17 protein-coding genes are annotated in these 22,287 nt (G+C 59.7%); 7 read left to right on the top strand and 10 right to left on the bottom strand.

Features of this window, described 5'->3' with window-relative positions; genetic code table 11:
* Positions 1-14 precede the first annotated feature (14 nt).
* Positions 15-1,259: a saccharopine dehydrogenase family protein gene (locus AB4Z20_RS02910; RefSeq protein WP_253478505.1), complete on the top strand. Its 1,245-nt coding sequence runs from the start codon at positions 15-17 to the stop codon at positions 1,257-1,259.
* Positions 1,260-1,968: 709 nt separating this feature from the next.
* On the top strand, positions 1,969-2,469 hold the full coding sequence (locus tag AB4Z20_RS02905; protein ID WP_442089296.1) for a GNAT family N-acetyltransferase: 501 nt from the start codon (positions 1,969-1,971) through the stop codon (positions 2,467-2,469).
* Between the two features lie 85 nt (positions 2,470-2,554).
* Here AB4Z20_RS02905 and AB4Z20_RS02900 read toward each other — a convergent pair whose 3' ends face one another.
* The 8 genes from AB4Z20_RS02900 to AB4Z20_RS02865 all read right to left on the bottom strand — a co-directional run bounded on the left by AB4Z20_RS02900 (position 2,555) and on the right by AB4Z20_RS02865 (position 13,567).
* On the bottom strand, positions 2,555-3,253 hold the full coding sequence (locus AB4Z20_RS02900; RefSeq protein ID WP_253473939.1) for an outer membrane protein: 699 nt from the start codon (positions 3,251-3,253) through the stop codon (positions 2,555-2,557).
* An 85-nt stretch (positions 3,254-3,338) separates the two neighbouring features.
* Positions 3,339-3,794, bottom strand: coding sequence for an SRPBCC family protein (locus tag AB4Z20_RS02895; RefSeq protein WP_352161043.1), 456 nt, complete (start codon positions 3,792-3,794; stop codon positions 3,339-3,341).
* Between the two features lie 72 nt (positions 3,795-3,866).
* On the bottom strand, positions 3,867-7,286 hold the full coding sequence (locus tag AB4Z20_RS02890) for a polyketide synthase family protein (RefSeq protein WP_258690989.1): 3,420 nt from the start codon (positions 7,284-7,286) through the stop codon (positions 3,867-3,869).
* Positions 7,287-7,364: 78 nt separating this feature from the next.
* Positions 7,365-8,465, bottom strand: a complete 1,101-nt coding sequence (locus tag AB4Z20_RS02885) for a phosphopantetheine-binding protein (RefSeq protein WP_214511824.1) — start codon at positions 8,463-8,465, stop codon at positions 7,365-7,367.
* A gap of 118 nt (positions 8,466-8,583) precedes the next feature.
* On the bottom strand, positions 8,584-10,347 hold the full coding sequence (locus tag AB4Z20_RS02880) for an FAD-dependent monooxygenase (RefSeq protein WP_442089295.1): 1,764 nt from the start codon (positions 10,345-10,347) through the stop codon (positions 8,584-8,586).
* Between the two features lie 3 nt (positions 10,348-10,350).
* Positions 10,351-10,962 (bottom strand): HAD-IB family hydrolase, encoded by a 612-nt coding sequence (locus tag AB4Z20_RS02875; RefSeq protein ID WP_214511822.1) that lies wholly within the window; start codon positions 10,960-10,962, stop codon positions 10,351-10,353.
* On the bottom strand, positions 10,952-12,472 hold the full coding sequence (locus tag AB4Z20_RS02870) for a class I adenylate-forming enzyme family protein (protein WP_442089294.1): 1,521 nt from the start codon (positions 12,470-12,472) through the stop codon (positions 10,952-10,954). The genes AB4Z20_RS02875 and AB4Z20_RS02870 overlap by 11 nt, the downstream gene beginning before the upstream one ends.
* 81 nt (positions 12,473-12,553) lie before the next feature.
* Positions 12,554-13,567, bottom strand: a complete 1,014-nt coding sequence (locus AB4Z20_RS02865; RefSeq protein WP_258690992.1) for an SDR family oxidoreductase — start codon at positions 13,565-13,567, stop codon at positions 12,554-12,556.
* Between the two features lie 510 nt (positions 13,568-14,077).
* Here AB4Z20_RS02865 and AB4Z20_RS02860 point away from each other — a divergent pair.
* Positions 14,078-14,674 carry a TetR/AcrR family transcriptional regulator gene (locus tag AB4Z20_RS02860; RefSeq protein ID WP_253473951.1) on the top strand — a complete coding sequence of 199 codons (597 nt, stop codon included), beginning with the start codon at positions 14,078-14,080 and terminating at the stop codon, positions 14,672-14,674.
* A 391-nt stretch (positions 14,675-15,065) separates the two neighbouring features.
* Here the strand turns inward: AB4Z20_RS02860 and AB4Z20_RS02855 are convergent, their stop codons facing one another.
* Entirely contained in the window at positions 15,066-15,809 is a 744-nt protein-coding gene (locus AB4Z20_RS02855) for a GntR family transcriptional regulator (RefSeq protein WP_253473954.1), read from the bottom strand.
* A gap of 134 nt (positions 15,810-15,943) precedes the next feature.
* Here AB4Z20_RS02855 and AB4Z20_RS02850 point away from each other — a divergent pair, with 134 nt between their 5' ends.
* From AB4Z20_RS02850 to AB4Z20_RS02835, 4 genes are all read left to right on the top strand, one after another.
* On the top strand, positions 15,944-16,783 hold the full coding sequence (locus AB4Z20_RS02850; protein ID WP_442089293.1) for an ABC transporter ATP-binding protein: 840 nt from the start codon (positions 15,944-15,946) through the stop codon (positions 16,781-16,783).
* A complete protein-coding gene (locus AB4Z20_RS02845) occupies positions 16,780-17,781 on the top strand; it encodes an ABC transporter substrate-binding protein (protein ID WP_253473960.1) in 1,002 nt (333 codons plus the stop codon). The genes AB4Z20_RS02850 and AB4Z20_RS02845 overlap by 4 nt, the downstream gene beginning before the upstream one ends.
* A 7-nt stretch (positions 17,782-17,788) precedes the next feature.
* Positions 17,789-18,538 (top strand): ABC transporter permease, encoded by a 750-nt coding sequence (locus AB4Z20_RS02840; protein ID WP_053179194.1) that lies wholly within the window; start codon positions 17,789-17,791, stop codon positions 18,536-18,538.
* 63 nt (positions 18,539-18,601) lie between these two features.
* The gene (locus AB4Z20_RS02835) at positions 18,602-20,971 is read left to right on the top strand and encodes a hypothetical protein (protein WP_442089292.1); all 2,370 of its coding nucleotides are present in this window, start codon (positions 18,602-18,604) and stop codon (positions 20,969-20,971) included.
* 229 nt (positions 20,972-21,200) lie between these two features.
* On the opposite strand, the gene AB4Z20_RS02830 is transcribed toward AB4Z20_RS02835, so the two are convergent.
* A complete protein-coding gene (locus AB4Z20_RS02830) occupies positions 21,201-22,256 on the bottom strand; it encodes a hypothetical protein (protein ID WP_253473970.1) in 1,056 nt (351 codons plus the stop codon).
* Between the last annotated feature and the right edge of the window lie 31 nt (positions 22,257-22,287).

The raw sequence follows: 22,287 nt of genomic DNA, 5'->3' as shown, positions 1-22,287 counted from the left end.
GAGAAATGAAGAAATTGAAGAAGAACGTACTTATCATTGGTGCAGGAGGTGTCGCCAAGGTGGTGGCCCACAAGTGCGCGCAGCACAACGACGAACTCGGTCGTATTGCTATCGCGTCGCGCAACATCTCCAAATGCCAGGCCATCATCGACAGCGTCAAGGCCAAGGGTAGCCTCAAGCAACCCGCCGACATCAAGGCCTTTGCACTGAACGCTCTGGATGTCGAAGCGACCAAGTCGCTGATTCGCGAAACCGAGTCGCAGATCGTCATCAACGTCGGCTCTGCCTTTCTCAACATGTCGGTGCTGCGTGCCTGCATCGATACCGGCGTGGCCTACCTGGACACCGCCATCCACGAAGAACCGGGCAAGGTCTGCGAAACGCCGCCCTGGTACGGCAACTACGAGTGGAACCACCTCCAGGAGTGCCAGGAAAAGAACGTCACCGCCATTCTCGGTGTGGGCTTCGACCCGGGTGTGGTCAATGCCTATGCGGCACTGGCGCAGCAACAGCATTTCGACCGCATTGATTCGATCGATATTCTCGACGTCAATGCCGGCTCCCATGGCAAATATTTCGCCACCAATTTCGACCCGGAAATCAATTTCCGCGAATTTACCGGACAGGTGTGGAGCTGGCAGGACAGCCAGTGGACCAGCAACACCATGTTCGAGGTCAAGCGCACCGACGACCTGCCGGTCGTGGGCTCGCAGAACCTGTACCTGACCGGCCACGACGAAGTGCACTCGCTGTCGAAGAACCTCGACGTGCCCAACGTGCGTTTCTGGATGAGTTTCGGCGAGCACTACATCAACGTGTTCACCGTACTGAAGAACCTCGGCCTGCTCTCCGAGCAACCGGTCAAGACTGCTGAAGGCCTGGAAGTCGTGCCGCTGAAAGTGGTCAAGGCCGTGCTGCCTGATCCGAGTTCGCTGGCGCCGGGCTACACCGGCAAGACCTGCATCGGCGACCTGGTCAAGGGCGTCAAGGATGGCCAGCCGCGCGAGATGTTCATCTACAACGTGGCCGACCACGAGGACGCCTACGCCGAAACTGACAGCCAGGGTATTTCCTATACCGCAGGCGTGCCACCCGTGGCCGCAGCCTTGCTGGTAGCCCGTGGCGAGTGGGATGTGCAGCGCATGGTCAACGTCGAGGAGCTGCCTGCCGAGGCGTTCCTCGAGGCGCTGGATGTGATGGGCTTGCCGACGCGCATCAAGGACGAACATGGAGACCGTCCCTGGAACCAGAACGCCTGAAGGACGCCAGGCAGGTTCCGTTCCGACTCCCCGATAGGAACTGCAGAATCCCTCTGAATTCTGCAGGCGATTGAACCAGGAGACTCACCGTCGCGTGAATACCTGGCAATCCGTGGAAGTCTTGAAGAAATGCTCCGTATCGAAAGGTACGGAGCATTTTTCGTTTAGGGTCCCCATCAAAATGAACCCTGTGGCGAGGGAGCTTGCTCCCGCTGGGGCGCGCAGCGGCCCTGAAGCTTGGCCCTGTGGCGTTTCAGGCAGACCGCATTGAGCTTTTTGGGGCTGCTGCGCAGCCCAGCGGGAGCAAGCTCCCTCGCCACGGAGTTGTGTTTGGCTGCGGAAGGAGTGAATCATTCAACTCCCCCGCATGAACCAAACTGTGGCGAGGGGATTTAGCGAAACGTCGCGCCGCCCCGCTGGGGCGCGCAGCGGCCCTGAAGCTTGGCCCTGTGCGTTCCAGGCAGACCGCATTGAGCTTTTTGGGGCTGCTGCGCCGCCCAGCGGGGATGAATCCCCTCGCCACAAAAACCTTTCGGATTTCCCCATCTATCTGTTCTCTCGGACGCATCTGTGTCGCTTTTTGTGGCGAGGGAGCTTGCTCCCGCTGGGCTGCGCAGCGGCCCCAACACAAGACCGCTCAAGCAGAAATCCTCGCCATGAACCATCACTCGACCTTACGATTGCGCTTCAGCCCCGGGAGAAGCAATCAGTGACACCATTCAGGATTCGCGAGCTGGAGAATACCGACGTCGAAGCGTTGCTGGCCTTCGAGATCCAAAACCGTGAATGGTTCGAGTCGCATATCGACGCCCGCGCCCCAGCCTTTTATTCACGGACGGGCGTCACCGATCACATTGAAAGCTATCTGGCCGATTTTGCCGAGGGCGCCTGGCACCCGTTTGTGATCGAAGATTCCAGCGGGAGAATCATCGGGCGAGCGAACCTGAAAAGCATCCACTCACCACTCGGTTGCGCCGAGGTGGGCTATCGCATTGATCAACGTGTTTGTGGGCAGGGGCTGGCAACGCAGGCCCTGAAACACCTGATCGAGGCGGCACGGATGCGTTGGGAGCTTACGCAACTGGTGGCTTATGTCTATGAGAGCAACGTCGGCTCAAGGAAGGTCCTTGAACGGTGCGGGTTTGTGCCTGACGCGCTGTGGGGTAGCGAGGAAATCGAAGGTGGAGGCCGCTTTGTGCTGTCGATCTAGAAATTTGATTCGCGCAGGGCAGTGTTAGGTCAGCGTGATGATAAATCGACGCCCGGCCAAGGCCAGGCGCCAATCCATCTAGCGCTTACATCCAGTACCGCAAACCGAGCATCAAGGACTGGGCGTTGTATTCGGTTTCCACATCAGCCGGGGGCAGGCCCTGGATCTTGCCGAAGTTCGCTTCGCCGGTCTTGAAGTAGCGATAATCCAGGGACATGGACCAATGCTCGCTGAGCTCGTAAGCGACGCCGGCGCCGAGTTGCCAGGCCGTGACGGTATCGCGATGGGTGCCGCCGAACTCGACGCCGCCCGCTTCCAGGCCCTTGATGGTCAGCACCGCGTAGCCCAGGCCACCGCCTACATAAGGTGTGAAGCGGCTGAAGGGGGCAGGCAGGTTCGAGATGTCATACCAGAGGTTGGCCATGAGGCTGCTGGCTTCCTCTTCGCCTTTGCCCTCGATGCTGCTTCCGCCCTCGTAGATCCGGTTATTGAACTGGTCCATGGTGTTGCGGCGGTAGCTCAGCTCCAACTCGGGTCGTAGCCCGACCGGGAACCGCCAGCCCATTGCCAGCCCGGTGGCGTAGCCCGAGTGCAGCGGTTGATTGTATTCCATCTCGACGAATTCGTTGTTGTTCTGGGTCAGGTCCTGATTAGAGACCCAGTTCAGGCCACCCATGCCACTGACATAGGGGCCGAGGTTGTCGGCGAAACTCGATGCTGGGGCAATGGCCCCCAGGCCAACGATTGCCATGAGCAGATACTGGGTGTCTTTCTGTAGGTTCATGCTAGATCCGAAATGTACTGTTATCGATAAGTAAGCAAAGCGAGTCCGGGAAGGCGCGTTCTGCACGCGTGCTTCCGGGAGGCATTCACACGAGGTGCAAAGGCGTCGCGGTTTTCTCGTGTCCTGGGGCGCCGATGGCCCGTTGTTCAGCCAGCTTGCACAGGTTGTCCAGTGCCGTGGTCATCGCTGCGGTCAACGCTTTGCGCAGCAGTGCGCGATACAGGAAACTCAACGGCCCGGAAATTTTCGCGCTATGGATGACATGGGTTTCATCGGGAGAAATCCTGCGCATCTGATGATCGAATTCGAGGTCGATCCACAGCAGCCGTGCACTGTTGCGATAGCTTTCGTGCAGGCTCACGGCTTCCAGTTTCAGTGGCATGTTCAAACCGTTCTTGAGGACACATTTGCCGTGTGTCCCCGCCTGGAAAGGACCATCGAGTTGACACCGGCGAACGTCGGTATCCCATAGCGGCGCTTCTGCAAAATTGCTCCAGATCTTCCAGATTTCAGAAGGGGGCGATTTGACTATGACTTGCACTTTGACATCGTTCACGGCGACACCTTGGTTGTGGGGGGCACGGTCATGCTGGAGGGCAGATCCATTCAATGCTCAGGCCGCCGGTGCGGATTGACTCAGCACCTGGGCGGTAATGCTCGCTTGACCGATTTTTTCGCCCCGGTTGAACAGGTCGATATAGATGCGGTTGGTCTTGAAGGCCTGGAGCGCCGCATCAAAGCCGGCTTGCGGCGCCAATGACAGCGGGCTGTTCCTGGGGATGGGGCGATCCAGGGTGAAGCTCAAGGCCAGCAGATTCATCGGGGTATTGAGTGGAATCCGCAGATGGCTGTGGGCGATCTGCATGTAGCACTGGCGAGCGACTTCGAGGAAATACACCATCGAATAGTGCTCGGGATCACCGGCCTGGAAGAAGTGTTCCTGCGGCAGTTTCAACGTGTCCACGCTCAGGCCCTGGGCGACGCTGCTCATCTCGCTGACGATGACGTTCTCCTCCCTGGCCTTGTGCAACAGGGCCTTGTTACGGCAGGGCGTGGCGGTGAATTCGCTGGCTGGCAATGTCTCGAACGCCGAGCTGTAGCCCATCCCCAGGACGCAGGTGCACATCACTTTTCCACCTTGCATGACCTTGGCATTGAACACCTGGTGATCCTGGCCTTGCTCGACATGCAGATCGATCACGCCCTGCTTCTGCACGTATTGCTGGAACTTGATCGTCAGGCTCTTGATGTAGGCGACCCGTCCGCTCAGAGGCGGCATCGCCAGTTCGATCAGTTGCAGCACGCCCTCGAGCAGCAAAATGCCCGGGACGTGATCCAGGGGATGATCGAAGAAGTACGGGTGCGCTTCATCCACCACGAGCTGGGCGTACAGCGACTGTGGGCTGCGCTGGGCGTTGGCGATCACGATATGTTCCGCGCTGCGCTGCCAGTGCGTCGGGCGCTGGGTTGTGTCGCCACGGTGCAGGGCGAACAGGCTTTCCATGGCGCGAACTCGCACGCGAAGCCCGGAGAGCAAGGTGCTGGTGAGCATGTCGCTGAGTTGCTGCACGTCGACGCCATCGTTCTGCGGTTCGCGAACCACGCTGACAGGCCGGGCTGGCGTGATGACCTGCTGCAGTTCGTGGGATGACGAATGGGCAAAGCGCAACATGAAGGGATGCTTGATGGGCGAGCTGGCTTCGGCCGCCGCCGGGCTCCATTGGCGAAGCTTTTCGGTAAACAGCCACATCACCGTCTTGCCGGCGTCGCGCACCTCGATCACTGAATGGGTCGCGCCCTTCAACATCACCGCCAACAGGGTCTCGATGCCACTGGCTTCAGCCAGGAAGCCGGTCATCTCCTGCAGTGATCCGCTGGCAGGCGTCGCAGCAGGCTGCAACTCACAGACGTCAACGTTCGAATAGTCGCTCGGCGCTTTGCCCAGCCGTTGGCAAGCTTCTTCCAACGAGCCGGCAGCGTGGGCGAGGACCGCCGCGCGGATCACCAGCAGGGGTTTGTCAGCGGCATCCGGTTGATAGCGACGCAGCGCGATCAGCCCCAATCCTTCACCTTGCGTGATTGTGCTGCTCCGGGCGCGCTCGACCTCGATTTCACCGCTGACAAAACGCCCTGCGCCGAGCAGCAGCGTGGTGATGCCGTCGTTGAACCATTGCGGCGAGGCCAGCAAGGTTTGCCAGAACAGTCCGGCCGTGCCGACCAGGGTCTGATGGAAACCCTTGAAGTCAAAAATCTGCGCCGGGTAGCCGGACAACATGTTCGGCAGCATGGTTGCCACGTCCGTCACCTCGACGCCCGGTGCCGTACCTTGCGCCCGGGAGTAGAAGGTGTGGGCGCTGCTGTAGGCATTGCTGAAGCGCTCGCCGCCCATGTTGCAGCACATGACCATCGCTGTGCCGGGCGAACCGGCCACGCCTGGCAAGCGTCGCAGCAGATGATTGACGCGATCGGTGATCAACAGCTTGAACGGGTCGACATGAGCCAATGGCTTGGGACCCATGCCAAAGCCATCGATATCGATGACGTGGTCTTGTGCGAGGAATTTGCCCAGCAACGGTTGGCCGGGCGCCGGGGTGTAATCAACGAAGCGCCCATAAGGGAACATGACCGAGGGGGCGGCGGGTTGATCGAGTTGCTGCTGGAATGACTGCAAGGAACGGTGGCTGCCCAGCGCTGCTTCAGCCTCGACAATGGCAAGGTCGAGCATGACCACGCCACTGGCGCTCGCCGGGGGCGTGGCAGGGCGGTCGGCGGGAATGTATTCGTCCACCACCAGGTGCGCGTTGGCGCCGCCGAAACCAAAGCTGGAGATGCCAATGCGGATTGCAGACTGACGCTGCTCCAGCGGGTGTACCTGCTGGGTGGCGAGTCGCAGGCAGGTCTCGTCGACCTTCGTGCTGGGGCTGTAACCGGGCTGCGGGGGGATGCCTTTATGGCGCAGTATCATCAACGCCTTGGCGAGCGAAGCACCACCGGCAGCGGCCAGGGGATGGCCGATGACCGACTTGATCGAACCGATGGTGATTTTCTTGCCGTCCGGACGATGGGGGGCAAAGAAGCTGTTCAGCGAGGCCAGCTCCGTTGCGTCCCCCAGCGGTGTACCGGTGCCGTGGGTCTCGATGTAGTCCACGTCCCGTGGGTCGAGGCCGCGATAGGCACGTTGGTAGGCCGAGTACTGGGCCTGTTTGCCTGGCGCGAACACCGAGCCTTCGGCGCCGTCGGCGGACATGCCCAAGGCGCGCAGCACGCCCAGGGGACGGCGCTGCGCCGTCAGGGCCTGGGCAACCGGTTCGACCAGAAAGGCCACCGCACATTCGCCCGGCACGATGCCGTCGGCGTCCTGGCCGAACGCTTCCATCCGCGCGCGGGCGGAAAAAGCCGTCAATTGCGAGAAACCCAGAAACAGCGCGGGTGGCAGCACGGTGTTGAGGGCCATGACAATCGCGTTGTCCGCCTGGCCACTGTTGACCAGCGCCTGGGCCATATCCAGGGCATAGGGGAACGAGCTGCATGCGGTGTCTACCGATAACGCCGGCCCGCCCAAGGCAAAGGCCGCCGCCAGTTCCGCTACTTGTTCGCCCGGTGTAAAACCCTGCGGTGTGTCGGTTTTTCCGGACATGCCGGTGACGAAATAGCTCTCGTCACTCCAGGAGGTCGCGACCACCAGCGCGGTGCGCTCCCTGTTCAGCGCCGAGCCTTGTCCAGCGAGTTGGGTGAGCAGCGCCTGGAGCACTTTCTTGCCGATGGCGACCTGTCGTCCTTCGTGCCGTGATGGGGTCGAGGCGTCGTCGGTCAGGCAAAAAGCGCTGTCCAGGTAGATGCGATCCTTTTCCCCGGTCGTGCTTGAATAGATCGACGCCTTGTCCAGTTCCCAGCGTGCCGGCATGGATTCGATCGGTGCGATCTGCCCTTGCGAGAGCAACTGCCAAAGCGCATCCGTGGACGGCGCCCCCGGAAACTCGCCCGCCATCGCGCTGAAGCAAAAATCGCCCGTTGTTGTGACTGCGCCACTCATACCCTGTCTCCCTGATCGCAAAAAAAGCTGGGTGACCTGTTCGATCACCCGGATTCCATTCCTGTCGCTCGTTACCGGTCAGCTCAGCCTGGCGAGCAACGACAGGGCATCTTGGGGCGTGCGACGGGACATCAGCGCTTCACCGGCAAACTCGCTGGCAGAGCACTGTTGCGCCATGGATTGGCAGAGCGCTTCTCGGGCAAAGCCGTTGAGGCCCAGTTGTGCGAACGGCGTCTGGATATCGATTGACTGCGCGGTGTCCGGGATCAACGGAGACAGGGCGTTGAGCAGCAGGTTCTCTTCCTGCCCTTGAGTGTCCGTCGTGGCCGGTGAAGGCTCGTCGCCAGGCACCGCCTGCGGCTGGGGATCTGCCAGGGCGGCTTGAATCAGGGCGATGGTTGCCTGCGGGAACTTGGCGTTGGCCAGTTCGGAACTGTGGGCCTTGAGCTGAGGCCACATGGCGACTACCGACTCCAGGAAGTCCAGCTGCACCAGCGAATCCAGGCCCAGGCTTTCATAGCTTTGTGTCGGGTCGATCTGCTCGACCGTAAAGCCGGTGATGGTCGCCAATTGCTCGAATACCCACGCTTGGACGTCCACCGCTGGCGCCTGCGGATCGGCTTCAAGCCGCGCCAGCAAAGCGGTTGGGGTAGGGGCATCGAAGAGCTGCGAGGTCAGGTCTTTCTTTTCCGGGAAGTGCTGGGCCAGGGATTCGAAAATATCGACCAGCCCCAGCGAATCGATCCCCAGGCTCTCGAAGCTCTGATCGAAGTCGATCTGTTGTGCCTGGAAGCCGGTGACCTTGCTGATTTCCGCACGCAACCATTGCCCGTAGCTGAGTGCATTTGTCTCTTCGACGGCTGCGGCGGCTTCGACGACAGGCGTCGGCGCCAGTATGGTCGGGTTCGAATGAACCGGTTCCAGCACGGGAACACTCTTGTTGACGGCAGCTTCGGTCCCATTGGCATAAACGCCTTCAAGGACTTGTTGATGAGCATTGAAATAATGCGCAGTGACCGTTTCAGCCTGTTCCAGGAGTCGCAGTAATATCGACTCTTTGGCGATATTGGATTCGCACAGTGAATCAATGATCTTTTCGGAAAGAGAGAAATAGCTATGGGCTATTCTCCCATTGGACACAATGAATTCCTGTACAACATCGTTAAGTTGCAAGCGCATAAAGTTCTCCTAACCAAGTCGGTCGACATTTCTTTAAGTAAGAAAGATCAAAAATCATGGCCCAGGGCCGGGCCTTGTTTATATCAAATCATCAAACTGGCAGTAGCCATGGAGCGACTTAAAGTTGGAGTTCCACTGCTTCGGTCTCGCAAGACATTGTTTTTCTGGCGCCCTTGAGTAACCCGGACCTTACATTCAGATACGTCATCAGCGTTATTGCATCGGCGCCGAGGAAAGCGATATAGCCGTCAGGGCGAATCAGCATCATCGTGCCTTCCTTGGCGTGATAACGCTTATGCAGTCGCCAATCGGGGTCCAGCAACGTCGAGTGCCAAGCCGGCAGGCCGGCGCTGCTCAGGGCGTCGATCACGCAGTAGGCCTTGATGCCTGGGTAGTCCTTTTCCACCGACTTGGCCAGCGTGTAGTAGCCTGGCAACAACGGCGAAAACTGATCGGCCGCGCTGAAAATCAACAGCGTGAATGTCCCGTGGAACAAGTCGATCAAGCGTTTTGCTGGCATCCCTTGCAGTTGCCACAGTTCGACATCGGGCGCCAGTTGCCCGGCGCGAGGCGGTGCGTTCTGGAACTCGGGTTTTTTCCCTTTCTTGCTCCAGTTCTTGCGCTGCTTCTTCGTCAGCGATTCTTGAATGTAGTCACTTTTCTCATAGTGATATTGATGACCGGAAATCATCGATGGCAGTTTGCGCTGGGCCTTTTTGCGGTTGCTCAACAGCGGCAGGACGTTGTCGCGAAGCCACACCAGGGCGCGACGCTGGACTGTAATCAGCCCCGTCAGCCGGTGTGCGGTGTTCTCGACTTCCAGGGCAACCGGGTAGCGCTCTTCGTTGTAGCTGTCGAGCAAGGACGGATTCGCCAGGCCCTGATCGACATAGGCCATTTTCCAGGCCAGGTTGTAGGCCTCGGAAACCCCCAGGTTCATCCATTGGCCACCGATGGGGCTGCCGATATGCGCCGAGTCCCCCAGCAGAAACACGGAGCCTTGTTGCATCGATTGCACGCGGCGATGCTGGAAGGAGGCGATGGTGGTCGATGAAATGTTGGACAGCGTCATCTTTTGCCCGCGCCCTTCGCACAAGCGCTGGAAGTTTTCCAGGCTCAAGGATGGGCGCTCGCCTTCTGGCGGCAGGTTGTAGGGCATTTCGATGAACAACCGATAACGCGATTGAGCACTGATCGGTGCAACGGCTACATAACCGTCCTGCGCACCCAGGAAGAATGCGCCCTCATCCTTGCTTCCGGACCACTCGATATCGGCATCGGCGAGCATGAAGAAGCGGTCGTAGGACGAGCCTTCGAAGGTCATGCCCAGGCGTTTTCTGATGTTGCTGCGAGCACCGTCGCACGCGGCCACCCAACGACTGGTGAAGTGTTCGTCGGTGCCGTCGGCATGCTTGAGCGTCATGCTCACCGAGCCCGGCAGGTTTTCGATGTCCACCAGTTCGGTATTCCACTCCACCTCGGCACCCAGCGCCTTGAGCCGCTCCAGGAGAATTTTCTCCGTTTGCGGCTGTGGCAGGCTCAGCAGCAGGGGATAGGGCGCGTCCAGGTAGGAGAAGTTGTAGTTCAGTACCCGCTTGGCATTCGACTGCACCGAAAACTGGTTGATCGTGAAGCCGTCGCTGATGGCTTGCTCGGCAACGCCCAGGTCCCGAAAGATTTCCAGGGTCCGGGAATGGATGGCCATCGCCTTGGTCGCCGTCGAGGGACCGGCGTTCCTTTCAATGATGCGGAACGACACGCCCCATTTCTTCAACAGGATTGCCAGGGACAGGCCAACAGGACCGGCACCGACGATCATGACGGTCGGGGCGCTGCCAGGTCGCTTGAAATGCTTGGGGGCCAACGTGCTCAGAGTGTTCATCGATCAGTACCAGTTTCTGTAGAAGGGAGAGTTGGCAATGCTGAGCAGGGCATCGTCGCCTGATGAATCGCCGTAGGCATAAATGTAAAAATCATCAAGGTTGCTCAAGCAGCCCTTGAGCCGCGTGACTTTCTCTCGCTCTACACAGTTGGTACCGGATATTCCGCCGGTCAGCTTGTTCTTTGCCGTTGCCAGGCGTGTGCCGCACACATAGTCAAAACCTGCGGCCTGGCCCCAGGGGATCAGGTAGTTCTCCGGCGAATTGCTCACCAGTGCGGTGACGTGCCCCATGGACTGATGCCATTGCAGCCGCCGCATCGCCTCGGGCCTGAGCCAGAGCGGCAGCAGCTCGCTGATGAAATACTTGGCGTGCTCGCGCTCTTGCTCCACCGACAGGCCGCCCAGGTAGCAGGCAATGAACGCCAGCCGTGCTTGCATCAGCGGGGTGATGCCGATGATCACGCTGAGCATCTTGGGCAGCAGGGGAATGATCCGCAGCCAGAACGAGCGGGTGCCCACGATAAAGCGCATGTAGCGCCAGAACGTGTGCCGGTCGGTCAATGTGCCGTCGAAGTCGAAAACGGCCAGGACCGGTTGTGTGCTATTAGCGTGCATGTGCCTTTTCCTTGAGAGAAGTAATCTCGATGGTCTTGGGCAGCTTGAAGCCCGATAAGTAGCGCGAAAGCAGGGTGGACAGCGCGTTCTGGGTCAGCTCACCGGTCCCTTCGACGCACAGGTGCAGCACGTTGACTTCCTTGTGGTCCGGGACGATATAAGCCTTGGCGCGCACCACGTCGGGGTGCTTGAGGGCGACGGATTCGATTTCCACCAGGTCGACCATCTGCGCCTTGATCTTCGAGATTCGCAGGCGTTGGCAATAGAAAAACACATGCCCATCGTCGTCCTGCCAGACCAGGTCACCGCTGTGGAACCAACCATCGCGGAAGAACCGCGCATTGGTGTCCTCGGCATCGTTATAGCCGTCGATCACCATCGAGCCGCGTATCAGCAATTCGCCGATACGCCCAGGCGCTACGTCCTGGCCCTGGGCATCGACGATGCGCAGTTCCACACCGCTGATCGGCTGGCCCATGGCGCCACGGTGGACCGTGCCAATCGAACTCTGGACGATCACGGGCATGCTTTCGGTCAATCCATAGCCCTGCAGCACCGGATTGCAGCCCAGCAACTTCCCCAGTTTCTCGGCTTCATCGGCCGGCAGATGGCTGCCACCCGAGTAAATCATCAGTTGCGGATGCAGCGGCAACAGCGCGCCTTTGCGCTTGGCCAGGCGTGTATTGAAGTAGCGAATGACGTCGGGCACCAGGCAGGCGAAGGTGACCTGATGCTCGGACAGGACTTCAGCCAGGTCTCGATTGAGCAGGGTGTTGGTCATCAGCAGGGTGGCGCCAATGCTCAAGGGAAACACCATCATCACGGACAGGCCGAAGATGGCATACAGCGGCAGCGTCACCAGATGAACGGATCCAACGCCTTGCAGATGAAAGTGCTCATGCAGCCCGTCGCTTGATTGCGTCAGGTCGAGATAACGGTGGGAAACCGCCAGGGGCCGGCCGATGCCACGATAGGTGAATTGTACCGAGACGATCGGATTGCCCTCGGGCAACACCAAGGGTTCGATCTGGCAAGGCAGTTGAGAGAGGGTCGTTGCGTTGGCGGGCAGGGACGATGACGGCTCGCTCCCACCGTCCAGCACCAGGGAGTGCCTGACACCGTTGTCAGCCTGGAATACCTCACTGTGTTGCACCCATAGCGCTTCGGTTGTGACCACGAGCGTCGGCCTGGCGAGGCTGACGACATTGGCCATTTCGAAGGGGGTCAACTTGTAGTTGAGGATGACCGGAATGGCACCTCGCCCGATGATCGCCAAGTAGTAAGCGATGAATGCCACCCCATTGGGCAGCACCAGCGCTACTTTGTCGCCAGGCAATACACCAAGCGCTGTAAGAGCGCCATTGCATTGTTCAGCCTTGATGTGCAACTCTCGGTAAGTAACGGTATCTTCTTCCGTGTCCAGATGCCGAATAGCAACTTGCTCGGGGAACGATTCCGAAAAACCGACAAAACGATGCAGAAAACCTTCTTTATATGAAAGGCTTTTCATTTACCAACCTCTCTCAATCCTTGGATGTATGGCTAGTCAAAAAAAGTACTACAGAGGCAGGCTATATATGAATTGTTTCAATTAAGCATCTGTGTAGTTGTTAATCCGATACCAGTCCAGGGTATCGGTCAGGGTTTCAGCAACAGGGCGGAACTTGCACTCCAACTCCCGTGAACTTTTGTTATGGCTGAAATGAGTACGGCCTTGTTCCTGCTCCATGAGCTTGACCGTGGAGGTACTGATGAGCACCGGTTTTTTGGTGATCCGGTAGTAACCTTCATAGATAAGCGCGATGACTCGCAGCATGAACAGAGGTACTTTTCGCTCTGGGGCTTTTATGCCACTGACGCTGGACAGCGCCTGGAAAATGCTCTTCATGTCCATGTGATTGCCGGCCGCCAGGTAGCGCTCGCCGGACCTGCCACGGGTGATGGCTGCGATTTGATGCTCGGCCACATCCCGGGCATCGACAACGGAAAAGCTGCCGGGAAGTACACCGGGCAATTTTTGTCCGACAAAGTCGAGCAGGAACTGTCCTGAGGAAGTAGGGCCGATATCGCCGGGGCCGAACATCCACCCGGGCAGGACCATGGCGATAAACATGTCCGGGTGCTGGGCCAGGAATTGCTGGACCTTCTGTTCGGACAATATTTTGCTCAAGTAGTAATCGTCAGCCTCCAGTTCACTGCGAGACATGGTTTCATCGATTACTTGATCCCGATTGCCCTTCAATACGGCAATGGAAGAGGTGTGGACTGCACGACGGATACCGGCGTCATAAGCGGCTTGCAACAAGCGCTCGGTGCCGGTCACGTTGGTGTCATACAGTTTTTGCCAATGTTTCCCGCCTTTGTAACTGTCGCGGAAATAGGCCGCCGTATGAAACAGGGCATCACAGCCTTGCAGGGCGTGGGCGAAGGCCTCGACATTGAGCATGTCGCCTTCGACAAACTCCACGGGCAGGCTGCCGAACTGTTTCCTGGCTTTCTCTACGGAACGAACCAACGCTTTTACTTTGATGTTCCGCTTTAACAGCGCACGAACGACATTATTCCCGAGCAGGCCAGTAGCGCCTGTAACGAAGGCATATTCCATTAAAATCCCGCTCCTGTGAGGTGACCTGGCATTGCATCGAGAGTGGTGTCACTGACTCGATGCGCTGATCAGGCGTTGGGCTCCACCAACGGCGCAAGTAAAAACCATTCGGTATCTGAAAATCAAGTGGTATTTCGTCGGATCGACGAGCTGATGGCTCTGAATCGGGCTTCGCGCACGTTTTTTCAGGCTCCGGTGCATGGTCGAGGGCAGGAAAATTTCCGGTTTGGCCGCTCAAAGGGACGGCAAGGACTCATCAAAGAGAGCGAAACGAAGACTGTGATTCACTCCTGTCCCGGCAAAAACTGTGGCCGGCAGCCCATCTAGGGTGCCTTTGCGGCTGTTCCAACTACATGGCACATACATGGCATTTTTTGAAAGTTAAAATGTAAATGATTGAACAGGGCGCGTATAAGATATGATGGCGAAAACGGGTTCCGTACAGTGAGTAATCGATTCGTTGCATTCAGTTACACATAGCTATCTTGTTTGGCCAAAGGAGCCGAGGGCGTGATTAAAAAGAGACTAGGTCGAGAAGAGAGCCAGCAAGTAACAAGAGACAAATTGTTCGACACAGCCACTGAGCTGATGATCCGAAAGGGCTTTCATGCCGCCAGCGTCAACGTTATCGCCGAAGAGGCGGGCTTTTCCAAAGGCGCCTTTTTCTCAAATTTTTCAAGTAAATCGGACTTGCTGCTGCAATTGACTCAACGCTTCAAGCGAGTTGAGATCGACCGACTGAGTACGACCCTGGCATCGGGATATTCGGCGGAGCAGTTGAGCCACGGCTTGAATGCCTATATCGATACGCTGAAGAACAATACCCGCTGTGCGATCCTCGATGCCGAGTTGCAATTGATCGCCTTGCGCGATGAAGAATTCTCGCCGCATTACTACGACTTGCATGAGGAAAACAGCGAGGCCTTGGGCAAGTTGATTACCATCATATTCAATCACGCTGGCAAGAAGCCGCCGCTGGCCTACGCCGCGCTTGCCAAGACCTTCACCGCCCTGGCGGAAGGCCTGATATTGCAAGGGCATAAAGACCCGGCTATTGAAATCAAGCTGGTGTTGAACTCGCTCATCCAGACTGCAGAACCCCTGTAGTCCTCCGCTCTCCTTGCTGATAGGCCCGCGACGGGTGTCCAGCATCTGGTTCGCTAATACCGCTGCCTGGATCGACGGTCCCATGAATCGATATTGACCGTACAACCGTCATCGCGAGCAAGCTCGCTCCCACAATGGTCCAGCGCTGAATGCAACGTTCATAACCCCCCCCCAGATCCCCTGTGGGAGCGAGCTTGCTCGCGAAAGCGGTGGGTCAGCTTGCATCAATATTGACTGTGCCACCGTCATCGCGAGCAAGCTCGCTCCCACAATGGTCCAGCGCTGAATTCAATGTTCATAAACACCCCGGATCCCCTGTGGGAGCGAGCCTGCTCGCGATTGCGGTGGTCCAGCTGGCAGCGATGTTGGGTTAGGGCCAAACCTGATTTTTTTAACTGCTCGGATTCGATTTGAAAACACCGCTGAGAATGAAGGCATAGCGTTCCGGGCGGATGAAAAACGTCGTGCGGTCGCAGCAGCGGCCGTCGGCAAAATAGGACGTGCGCTCCATGACCAGCAGCGCGGCGCCGCGTTTGACCTGCAACGCACTGGCCAGGCTTTTGTCGGCTTCCTGCGCACGGATCGCCAGGTCGGCACGGGTGACCGCCAGGCCGGTGATCGACTCGAGAATGGAGTAGATCGGCTGATGTTCGACTTCAGCCCAGGCCACGCTGGCCAGCGCTGCCGGTAAGTGGCTGCGTCCCAACGCGATGGGTTCGTCATCGACGAAGTGCAGCCGCTCCAGGAGCAGGCAGTCGTCTGCTTCCTCAAACAAACCCCGCAGGGTCTCTGGAACGGGCTGCAGGGCATGGCTGACCACCTGCATGCTCGGTTGCAGCCCTTGCAGCAACAACGCCTCATGAAAACTGCGCAACGCATCCAGGCCGTGGCGTACCTGCTTGGCCGCCACGAAGGTGCCTTTGCCTTGTTTGCGCTCCACCACGCCGTCGTCGCTGAGCTTGCCCACCGCCAGGCGAACCGTGACGCGGCTCACCCCGAACCGTTCGCCCAACTGTGCCTCGGACGGCAGCTTGCCGCTGGGTTCGTAGTCGCCACGTTGGATTTCCTCCAACAACTGATGAGCGATCTGTTCGTAGAGCGAGGTGGTGCTGTCGCGAAGAATGGACGTGGACACAGTCAGCTTCCATGGCCTTGAGCGGGGCAGGGTGCCTTCACTTCTAAGGTTATAAAAATAGGTTATTGGGACTACTTGTATTAATACGTATTATGTCAGGCATTCCCATTGTAAACGACCTGACGACACTTGCCATGCTCAAAACCTTTCCTTACGCACAGCCGCAAGCCGATGCCCTGAGGGTCGATGACATCAGCTTCAGTTACCCCAATGGGCACCCCGTGTTTTCCGCTTTCAGCCTGAATGCCAAGCCTGGCGAGTTCGTCGCGATCCTGGGGCCATCGGGTTGTGGCAAAACCACCTTGCTGAACTTGTTGTCGGGGTTCGTGCAACCGCAAAGCGGCCGTATCACGATCAACCAGACAGCGGTACGTCCGGAGCGTTCGGAATTGGGCTATGTGTTCCAGGCACCGCAACTGTTTCCCTGGTTGAGCGCGTTGGAAAACGTCCGTTTCGGTCTGCGGATGAGTGCCCGCACCGACGCATCCCAGCAGCGCGCCCAGGCGTTGCAGTACCTGCGCCTGGTCGGTCTGGAGAATGCGGCGCATCGGCTGCCGCACCAGCTGTCCGGCGGCATGCAACAGCGCGTTTCCCTGGCCAGGACCCTGGCACTGGAGCCTAGCGTGTTGCTGATGGACGAACCGTTCGCCGCGCTCGATGCGATCAGCCGCAACAGCATGAACGAAGAGACGTTGCGCATCTGGGCCGAACTGGGCCAGACGGTGTTGTTCATCACCCACGACATCGACGAAGCGGTGTTCCTGGCCGATCGGGTCGTTGTGCTCAACATCGCGCCGGGCGGTATTCATAGCGAGCTGGAGATCCACCTGCCGCGCCCCCGCAGCAACCTGCAAACCCGCCGCCTGCCGGCCTTCCTGGATTACCGCAATGAACTGATGACGCGCATTGCCCAGGTGATGGACGCGTCCCAGGCCATTGCTCACCCCACCCCTCGACTTGAGCTGACAGCATGATCAAACGTTCGCTGCTTGCCTTTACATTGTCTGCTGCCACGTTGGCAGGCAGCGCATTCACCGTGGCGGGCGAGGAGAAACCCTTGCGTGTGGGGTACGTCTTCGCCATGGCCAACGCCCCGGCGCTGATCGCCGACAAACAGGGTTACTACCGCGAGGAAGGCTTGAACATCGACCTCAAGGCGTTGGGCGATGGCCCGGTGATCCAGCAGGCACTGGCCGCCGGTGAACTGGATGTGGCCTACGTCGGTACGCCGCCGGTGTACCAGTGGTTTTCCCGCGGTCTGCAAAGCCGGATCCTGGCGAAGGTCAACTACGGTCAGGCTGCAGTGATTGTCGACGCCAAGAGTCCGATCACCAGCCTGGATGCGCTCAAGGGGAAGAAACTGGCCGGGGTCAAGAAGGGCAGCGGCATGGATGTGCTGCTGCGCGGTTATGTCCTGAAGGAGAAGGCCGGGCTCGATCCTGACAAGGACCTGGACATCATCGACATGCCGCCGGGCAACATGAACGCGGCCCTGGAACGCGGTGTCGTCGACGCGGCATTTTCCTGGGAGCCCTTCGTCAGCCAATCGGTGTTGCGTGGCTCGAGCCGGATCCTGCTGGACGTCAACCAGGCGCTGCCCCAGTACCCGTGGTACGTGGTGATCGCCCTGCCGAAAACCTTGCAGGAGCGCCCGGATGATGTGGTGAAGCTGCTGCGGGCCCATCGCAAGGCCATCGCCTTCCTCAATGAGCATCCCGCCGAGTCCAACCGGCTCATCGCCGAGGCCTTCAAGCTTGAAGCGGTGCAAGGCACTGACGGCAAGACCATCGCCCCGGACGCCATCGTCGCCCAGGCCCGTACCCGGCTGGGCTGGTCGGCGGATTTGCAGGCGTCGGACATCCAGTTCATCCAACGTCTGATGGATTACTCCCACGACCTGGGCTTTATCGAGACCACGCTCAAGACTGATCAGATCGTGGATACCTCCTACCTGGAAAAAGCCGCGCACTGAGTCCGTCATGTCCTTGCCAAAACCGAATTGGGGATGGGCGTCGCTGCCATTCCTGCTGTTGATCTGGATCGCCCTGGCGAGCCGCTTTCCCACCTACATCCTGCCGCAGCCCTGGGACGTTGCCCGCGAGGCGGTGCGCTGGCTGGGCGACCGTTCGCTGTGGCAGCACCTGCAGGCCAGTGTGCTTGAAGAGGTGGGCGGCTTTTGCGCGGCGGTGATCGTTGCGATTGCCCTGGGCACTGGCGCTGGCCTGTCCTCGCGTTTTCGCGACTTTATCTCGCCGCTCAACAGCCTGTTCATGGCCATCCCGCCGATTGCCTGGGCGCCGCTGATCATGATCATTTTCGGCCTGGGTTATGTGTCCATCGTGCTGGTGATTTTCATTGCTGCGATGTTCCCCATGGCGGTGACCATCCAGGAGGGCGTGCAGAGTATTCGCGGCGGTGAAGTCCGCGCGGCACGCACCTTGGGTGCCAACGCCTGGCAACTGTTGGCCCACGTCTACCTGCCGGCCTCGTTGCCGTTCGTGACCGCCGCCTTGCGCATTGGCTTCAGCCAGGGCTGGCGGGCACTGGTCGCGGCGGAAATGATCGGCGCCTCCCAGGGCATCGGCTGGATGGTCTCCACGGGCGGCCAGATCGGCAACAGCAGCCAGGTGCTGCTGGGCATTGTCGTGATCGGCCTGATTGCCTGGCTGATGGAGAGCTTTGTATTCCGGCGCATCGAGCGTCACTACCAGAAATGGCGCGTGCAATAAGCGCTGCCTGCTTGTCTTCGTCCCCCTTTCAAACCTTCAGTGGACCACTGCACGAGGTGTCATGTGAGTAACGTTTTCGATCCCCGCGAAGCCGGGCATTACATCGCCCCGCAAGGCCTGTACGAGCGCAACAAGAAACGTCCGTTCCTGGGCAGCGTCCACTGTGACCGTGACACGCTGGTCGCCGGGCAGTGGGATGAGATCACCCTGGTCTACGAGGTCGGTGGCAGCGGCCTGGCCGACGGTGCCTGGCTCAAGCTGGCCTTCAAGTTCTACTCCGACTGGGCCTTGTTCCAGACCTCGAACCCGGCTGGCCCCAACTACGTCAGCGCCGAATACCAGGCCGGTGAACGGGTGCCCGGCCAGAGCCAGGCCACGGTGCAGCACTTGAAAGTGCGCTTCGACCAGAAGGGCCATGAACGGCCGTTCCAGAAAGCGATCATCATCGACATCATCGACGGTTACCTGAACCCCGGCGACAAAGTCATCATTCGTCTGGGCGACCGACGCCAGGGCGGGGCGGGGACGCGGGTGCAGAGTTTCGTCGAGAAGGACTTCCGTTTCCGTCTGTTCATCGACCCGTTGGGCAGCTCGAAATTTGCCGAGGTGCCGGGTGATCCCTTGCTGGACATCGTGCCGGGACCGGCGCGGAGCGTGCAGTTGATCGTGCCTCGATTGGTCAGTGCCGGTGAGGCGTTCGATGTCCTGTTGCGGGTGGACGATGCCTGGGGCAACACCTGCCGAAACTTGCCGCTCAACGGTGTCTTGACCCTTGTGGATCCTGAAGGCAACGAGCGCCAACAGCTGTTCACGTTGGCGACCGAAGGTTGGGCCACGGCCCGGCTCGAGGGGCTTGATCTTGGGGCCGTGGGCGAGTGGCGTTTGTCCGCCAAGGTGGCAGAGCCTTTTGTCGACGGCGCCCAGGCCTTTGTTACCGTCGACCCGGCCGGTACAGCGTTGCGCCCGCTCTACGCCGACCTGCATGTGCATTCCGATGACACGGTGGGCACCAACGACACCCTCTATAACCTCAGCTACGGTCGTGATGTCGCCGGGCTCGATGTACTCGGCTACACCGCCAACGACTTCAATATCACCGAGCAACGCTGGGACCAGGCGGTCAAGTTGATCCACGAGCTCAACGAGCCGGGTCGATTTGTTTGTTATCCCGGCACCGAATGGTGCGGCAATTCTTGCGCCGGCGGCGACCGCAACGTGGTGTTCCTGCATGACCGCAAGCCCGAGTTCCCCTTCGACAACCAGGGGCGGCTGGTGCGTTCCTTCGAATGGAACGAGTTCACCGCCGGCACCATCAAGCCGGGCGCCTGGCCGGTGGACGAGTTGTACGCCGCCTATGCCAAGGACCCCGAAGGGCATCTGATGATGCCCCACGTCGGCGGACGCCGTTGCAACCTCGACTGGCATCACCCGGAGCTCGAGCGGCTGATCGAGGTCGGTTCGGCCTGGGGCCAGTTCCATTGGGTCTACGCCGAAGCGCTGCAGCGTGGTTATCGGGTGGGCGCCGCGGCGAACAGCGATGAACACCAGGGCCGCTGCGGTGGCGGCGTGCCGGCCACGGCGGTGTTCGGTTCCCGTGGCGGGCTGACCGGCGTTGTCGCCGAGGCTTTCGACCGCGCCAGTGTTGGCAAGGCCTTGCGCGCCCGCCGCACGTTTGCCACGACAGGCGAACGTTCGTTCGCCAGCTTGCGTCAGGGCAGGCACTTCATGGGTGAAGTCTTCACTGCTGATTCGAATGCAACCTTGGACTATCGACTGCTGGGCGAGGCGGGCTGGGAGCAGGTCGATCTGTTCGATGGCGACAAGCTGATCTGGTCGCGCAACCTGCATCAGGAACTGGGTTTTTGCACGCAACGCATTCGCTTGCGCCTGGGGGGCGCACGGATCAAGGACCGTTATCGCGGCGCCTACTGGACCGGCGAAATCCGCATCACGGGCGCGGTCATCAATGGCTTCCGCGCGTTGGGCCTCGACCATCCCGAGCAGACCGTATGGCGCAAGGATGCGACGGTCCTGGCGTTTCGCACCGACACCAACGGCGATACCGACAGCATCGAAATCGACCTGTCGCAACTGGCCGGCGCGACGTTGCAGGTCCACAGCCGTATCGACAATTACGTCAAGGTCGGCGACCCGTCCGAACCGCAACCTTACGTACACGCGCCGACGGTGTTGATGGCGCTGTCCGGCGAACAGTTGCTGGCGCAATCGCAAGTGGTCGAAGAGTTGCCGGGCGCGGAGTTGAAGGTGTCCCTGGAACGGGTGACCGCCGCAGCGCTGCCCCGTGAGTTGCAGGGGACAATCGAACTGGCCCGGTTGGGTCTTGAGCCAGGTCGTGAACACCCGTTGTTCATCTGCGCCCGCCAGCGGGATCAATCACGGGTCTGGACCTCGGCACTGTTCCTGACTCTGTAGGAGCTGTGTTGAGCTGTGTAGGAGCTGTCGAGTGCAACGAGGCTGCGATCTTTCCCCAGCCACTTGAATCTCAAGCGAAAGATCAAGATCAAAAGATCGCAGGCTTCGCCAGCTCCTACAGGGCCCAGCGGGGGCGACCCCTGGCCACGTTTCGCGCAAAACCCCGACAGTCCCAGCAAGCCTGGGGAAGCCCGGCAATCGCCGTTGCTGCCCCCGGCCGGTGTTTTTGTCAGAGCTGCACTCGACGAAGTCTGCCGCGTAACGGCACCGCGCTTCCATCTGGCGTAGGCAGTGGCCGCCCGACCAGCCCCATGCCTTCGCTGACCAGTACCGCGTCCGGTAACAGGCACAGGTTGGAAGGGGTATCCAGGTCGCGGGCGAGCACGGTGACCTGGGCTGTTTGCAAGTCGCAGCTCAGCAGCCGCCCACTGAACCGGGTAAAGCCGCCATGCAGGGGTTCGCCGTTCCAGTCGGGGAGTAGCGGTTGTTGCAGGCGCTCACAGAGTTCCAGCACCAGCAGCTGGCCGTTGGGGCGCAGCGCCAGCCCGGTGGGCAGTTGCAGGCCGCGAATCAGGATGTCGATCCTGGCGCTGGCAGGCCAGACCCGGATCACCTGGCCGGCCTTCTCGGCGAAGTCGATGCCCTTGCGGCTCGGGTCGCCGTGCAGCTCGCCCGAGAACAGGCTGATCAGCACGGCGTCTGTCGCCGGTTCGTACACCAAGGTCACGGGAACGGCCTCCTGGCCTTGATCCAGTTCGGGCAGTTGGGCCAGCACGCGCTCTTCCTGGCCTGTGACGAACTCCACCAACTGATTGGTATCGGGCTTGACGGCCAGCCAACTGCGGCGGGTCGGGTGGTAGCACAGCGCATTCAGGTTGCCACGGCTATGAAAGACCGGTTCGGGCGGTGTGAATTGCAGGTCCAGCAGTTTGGAACCGGCGACGTAATCGGTCTGGCTGACCAGACAGCGTCCATCACCACAGGCGATGTCCGACACCCCCATGATTTCATCGCGCAGCATGCGCGCCTGCATGTTCATGGCGCGAAACCCTTGCGCCAGGGTTTCGCGGGGCAGGTAGGTGCCGGGCCGCTGCGGATCCGGTCGCAGTCGACTGATACGACCGCTGAAGGGTTGGTCGGGCAACCCCGAGCCTGCTTCGGTCAGCAGCAGGCTGCCATCGGCTTGCAGGCAAAGGCCGCGAGGGTTCAGCAAGTCCTCGGCGACCAGGGTGCTGGGGCGCAGGCTTTCCCCAGGGTGTGCGGGGATCTGAAGGGGAACGGGCATAGGCTCTCTCCGTGAATGAGAAGGGGATACG

It is taken from the genome of Pseudomonas sp. KB_12, from assembly GCF_052114545.1.
Lineage (GTDB): Bacteria > Pseudomonadota > Gammaproteobacteria > Pseudomonadales > Pseudomonadaceae > Aquipseudomonas > Aquipseudomonas brassicacearum.
Note: the sequence above shows the minus strand (reverse complement) of the source record. Positions and strands in the feature narration are given on the sequence as shown.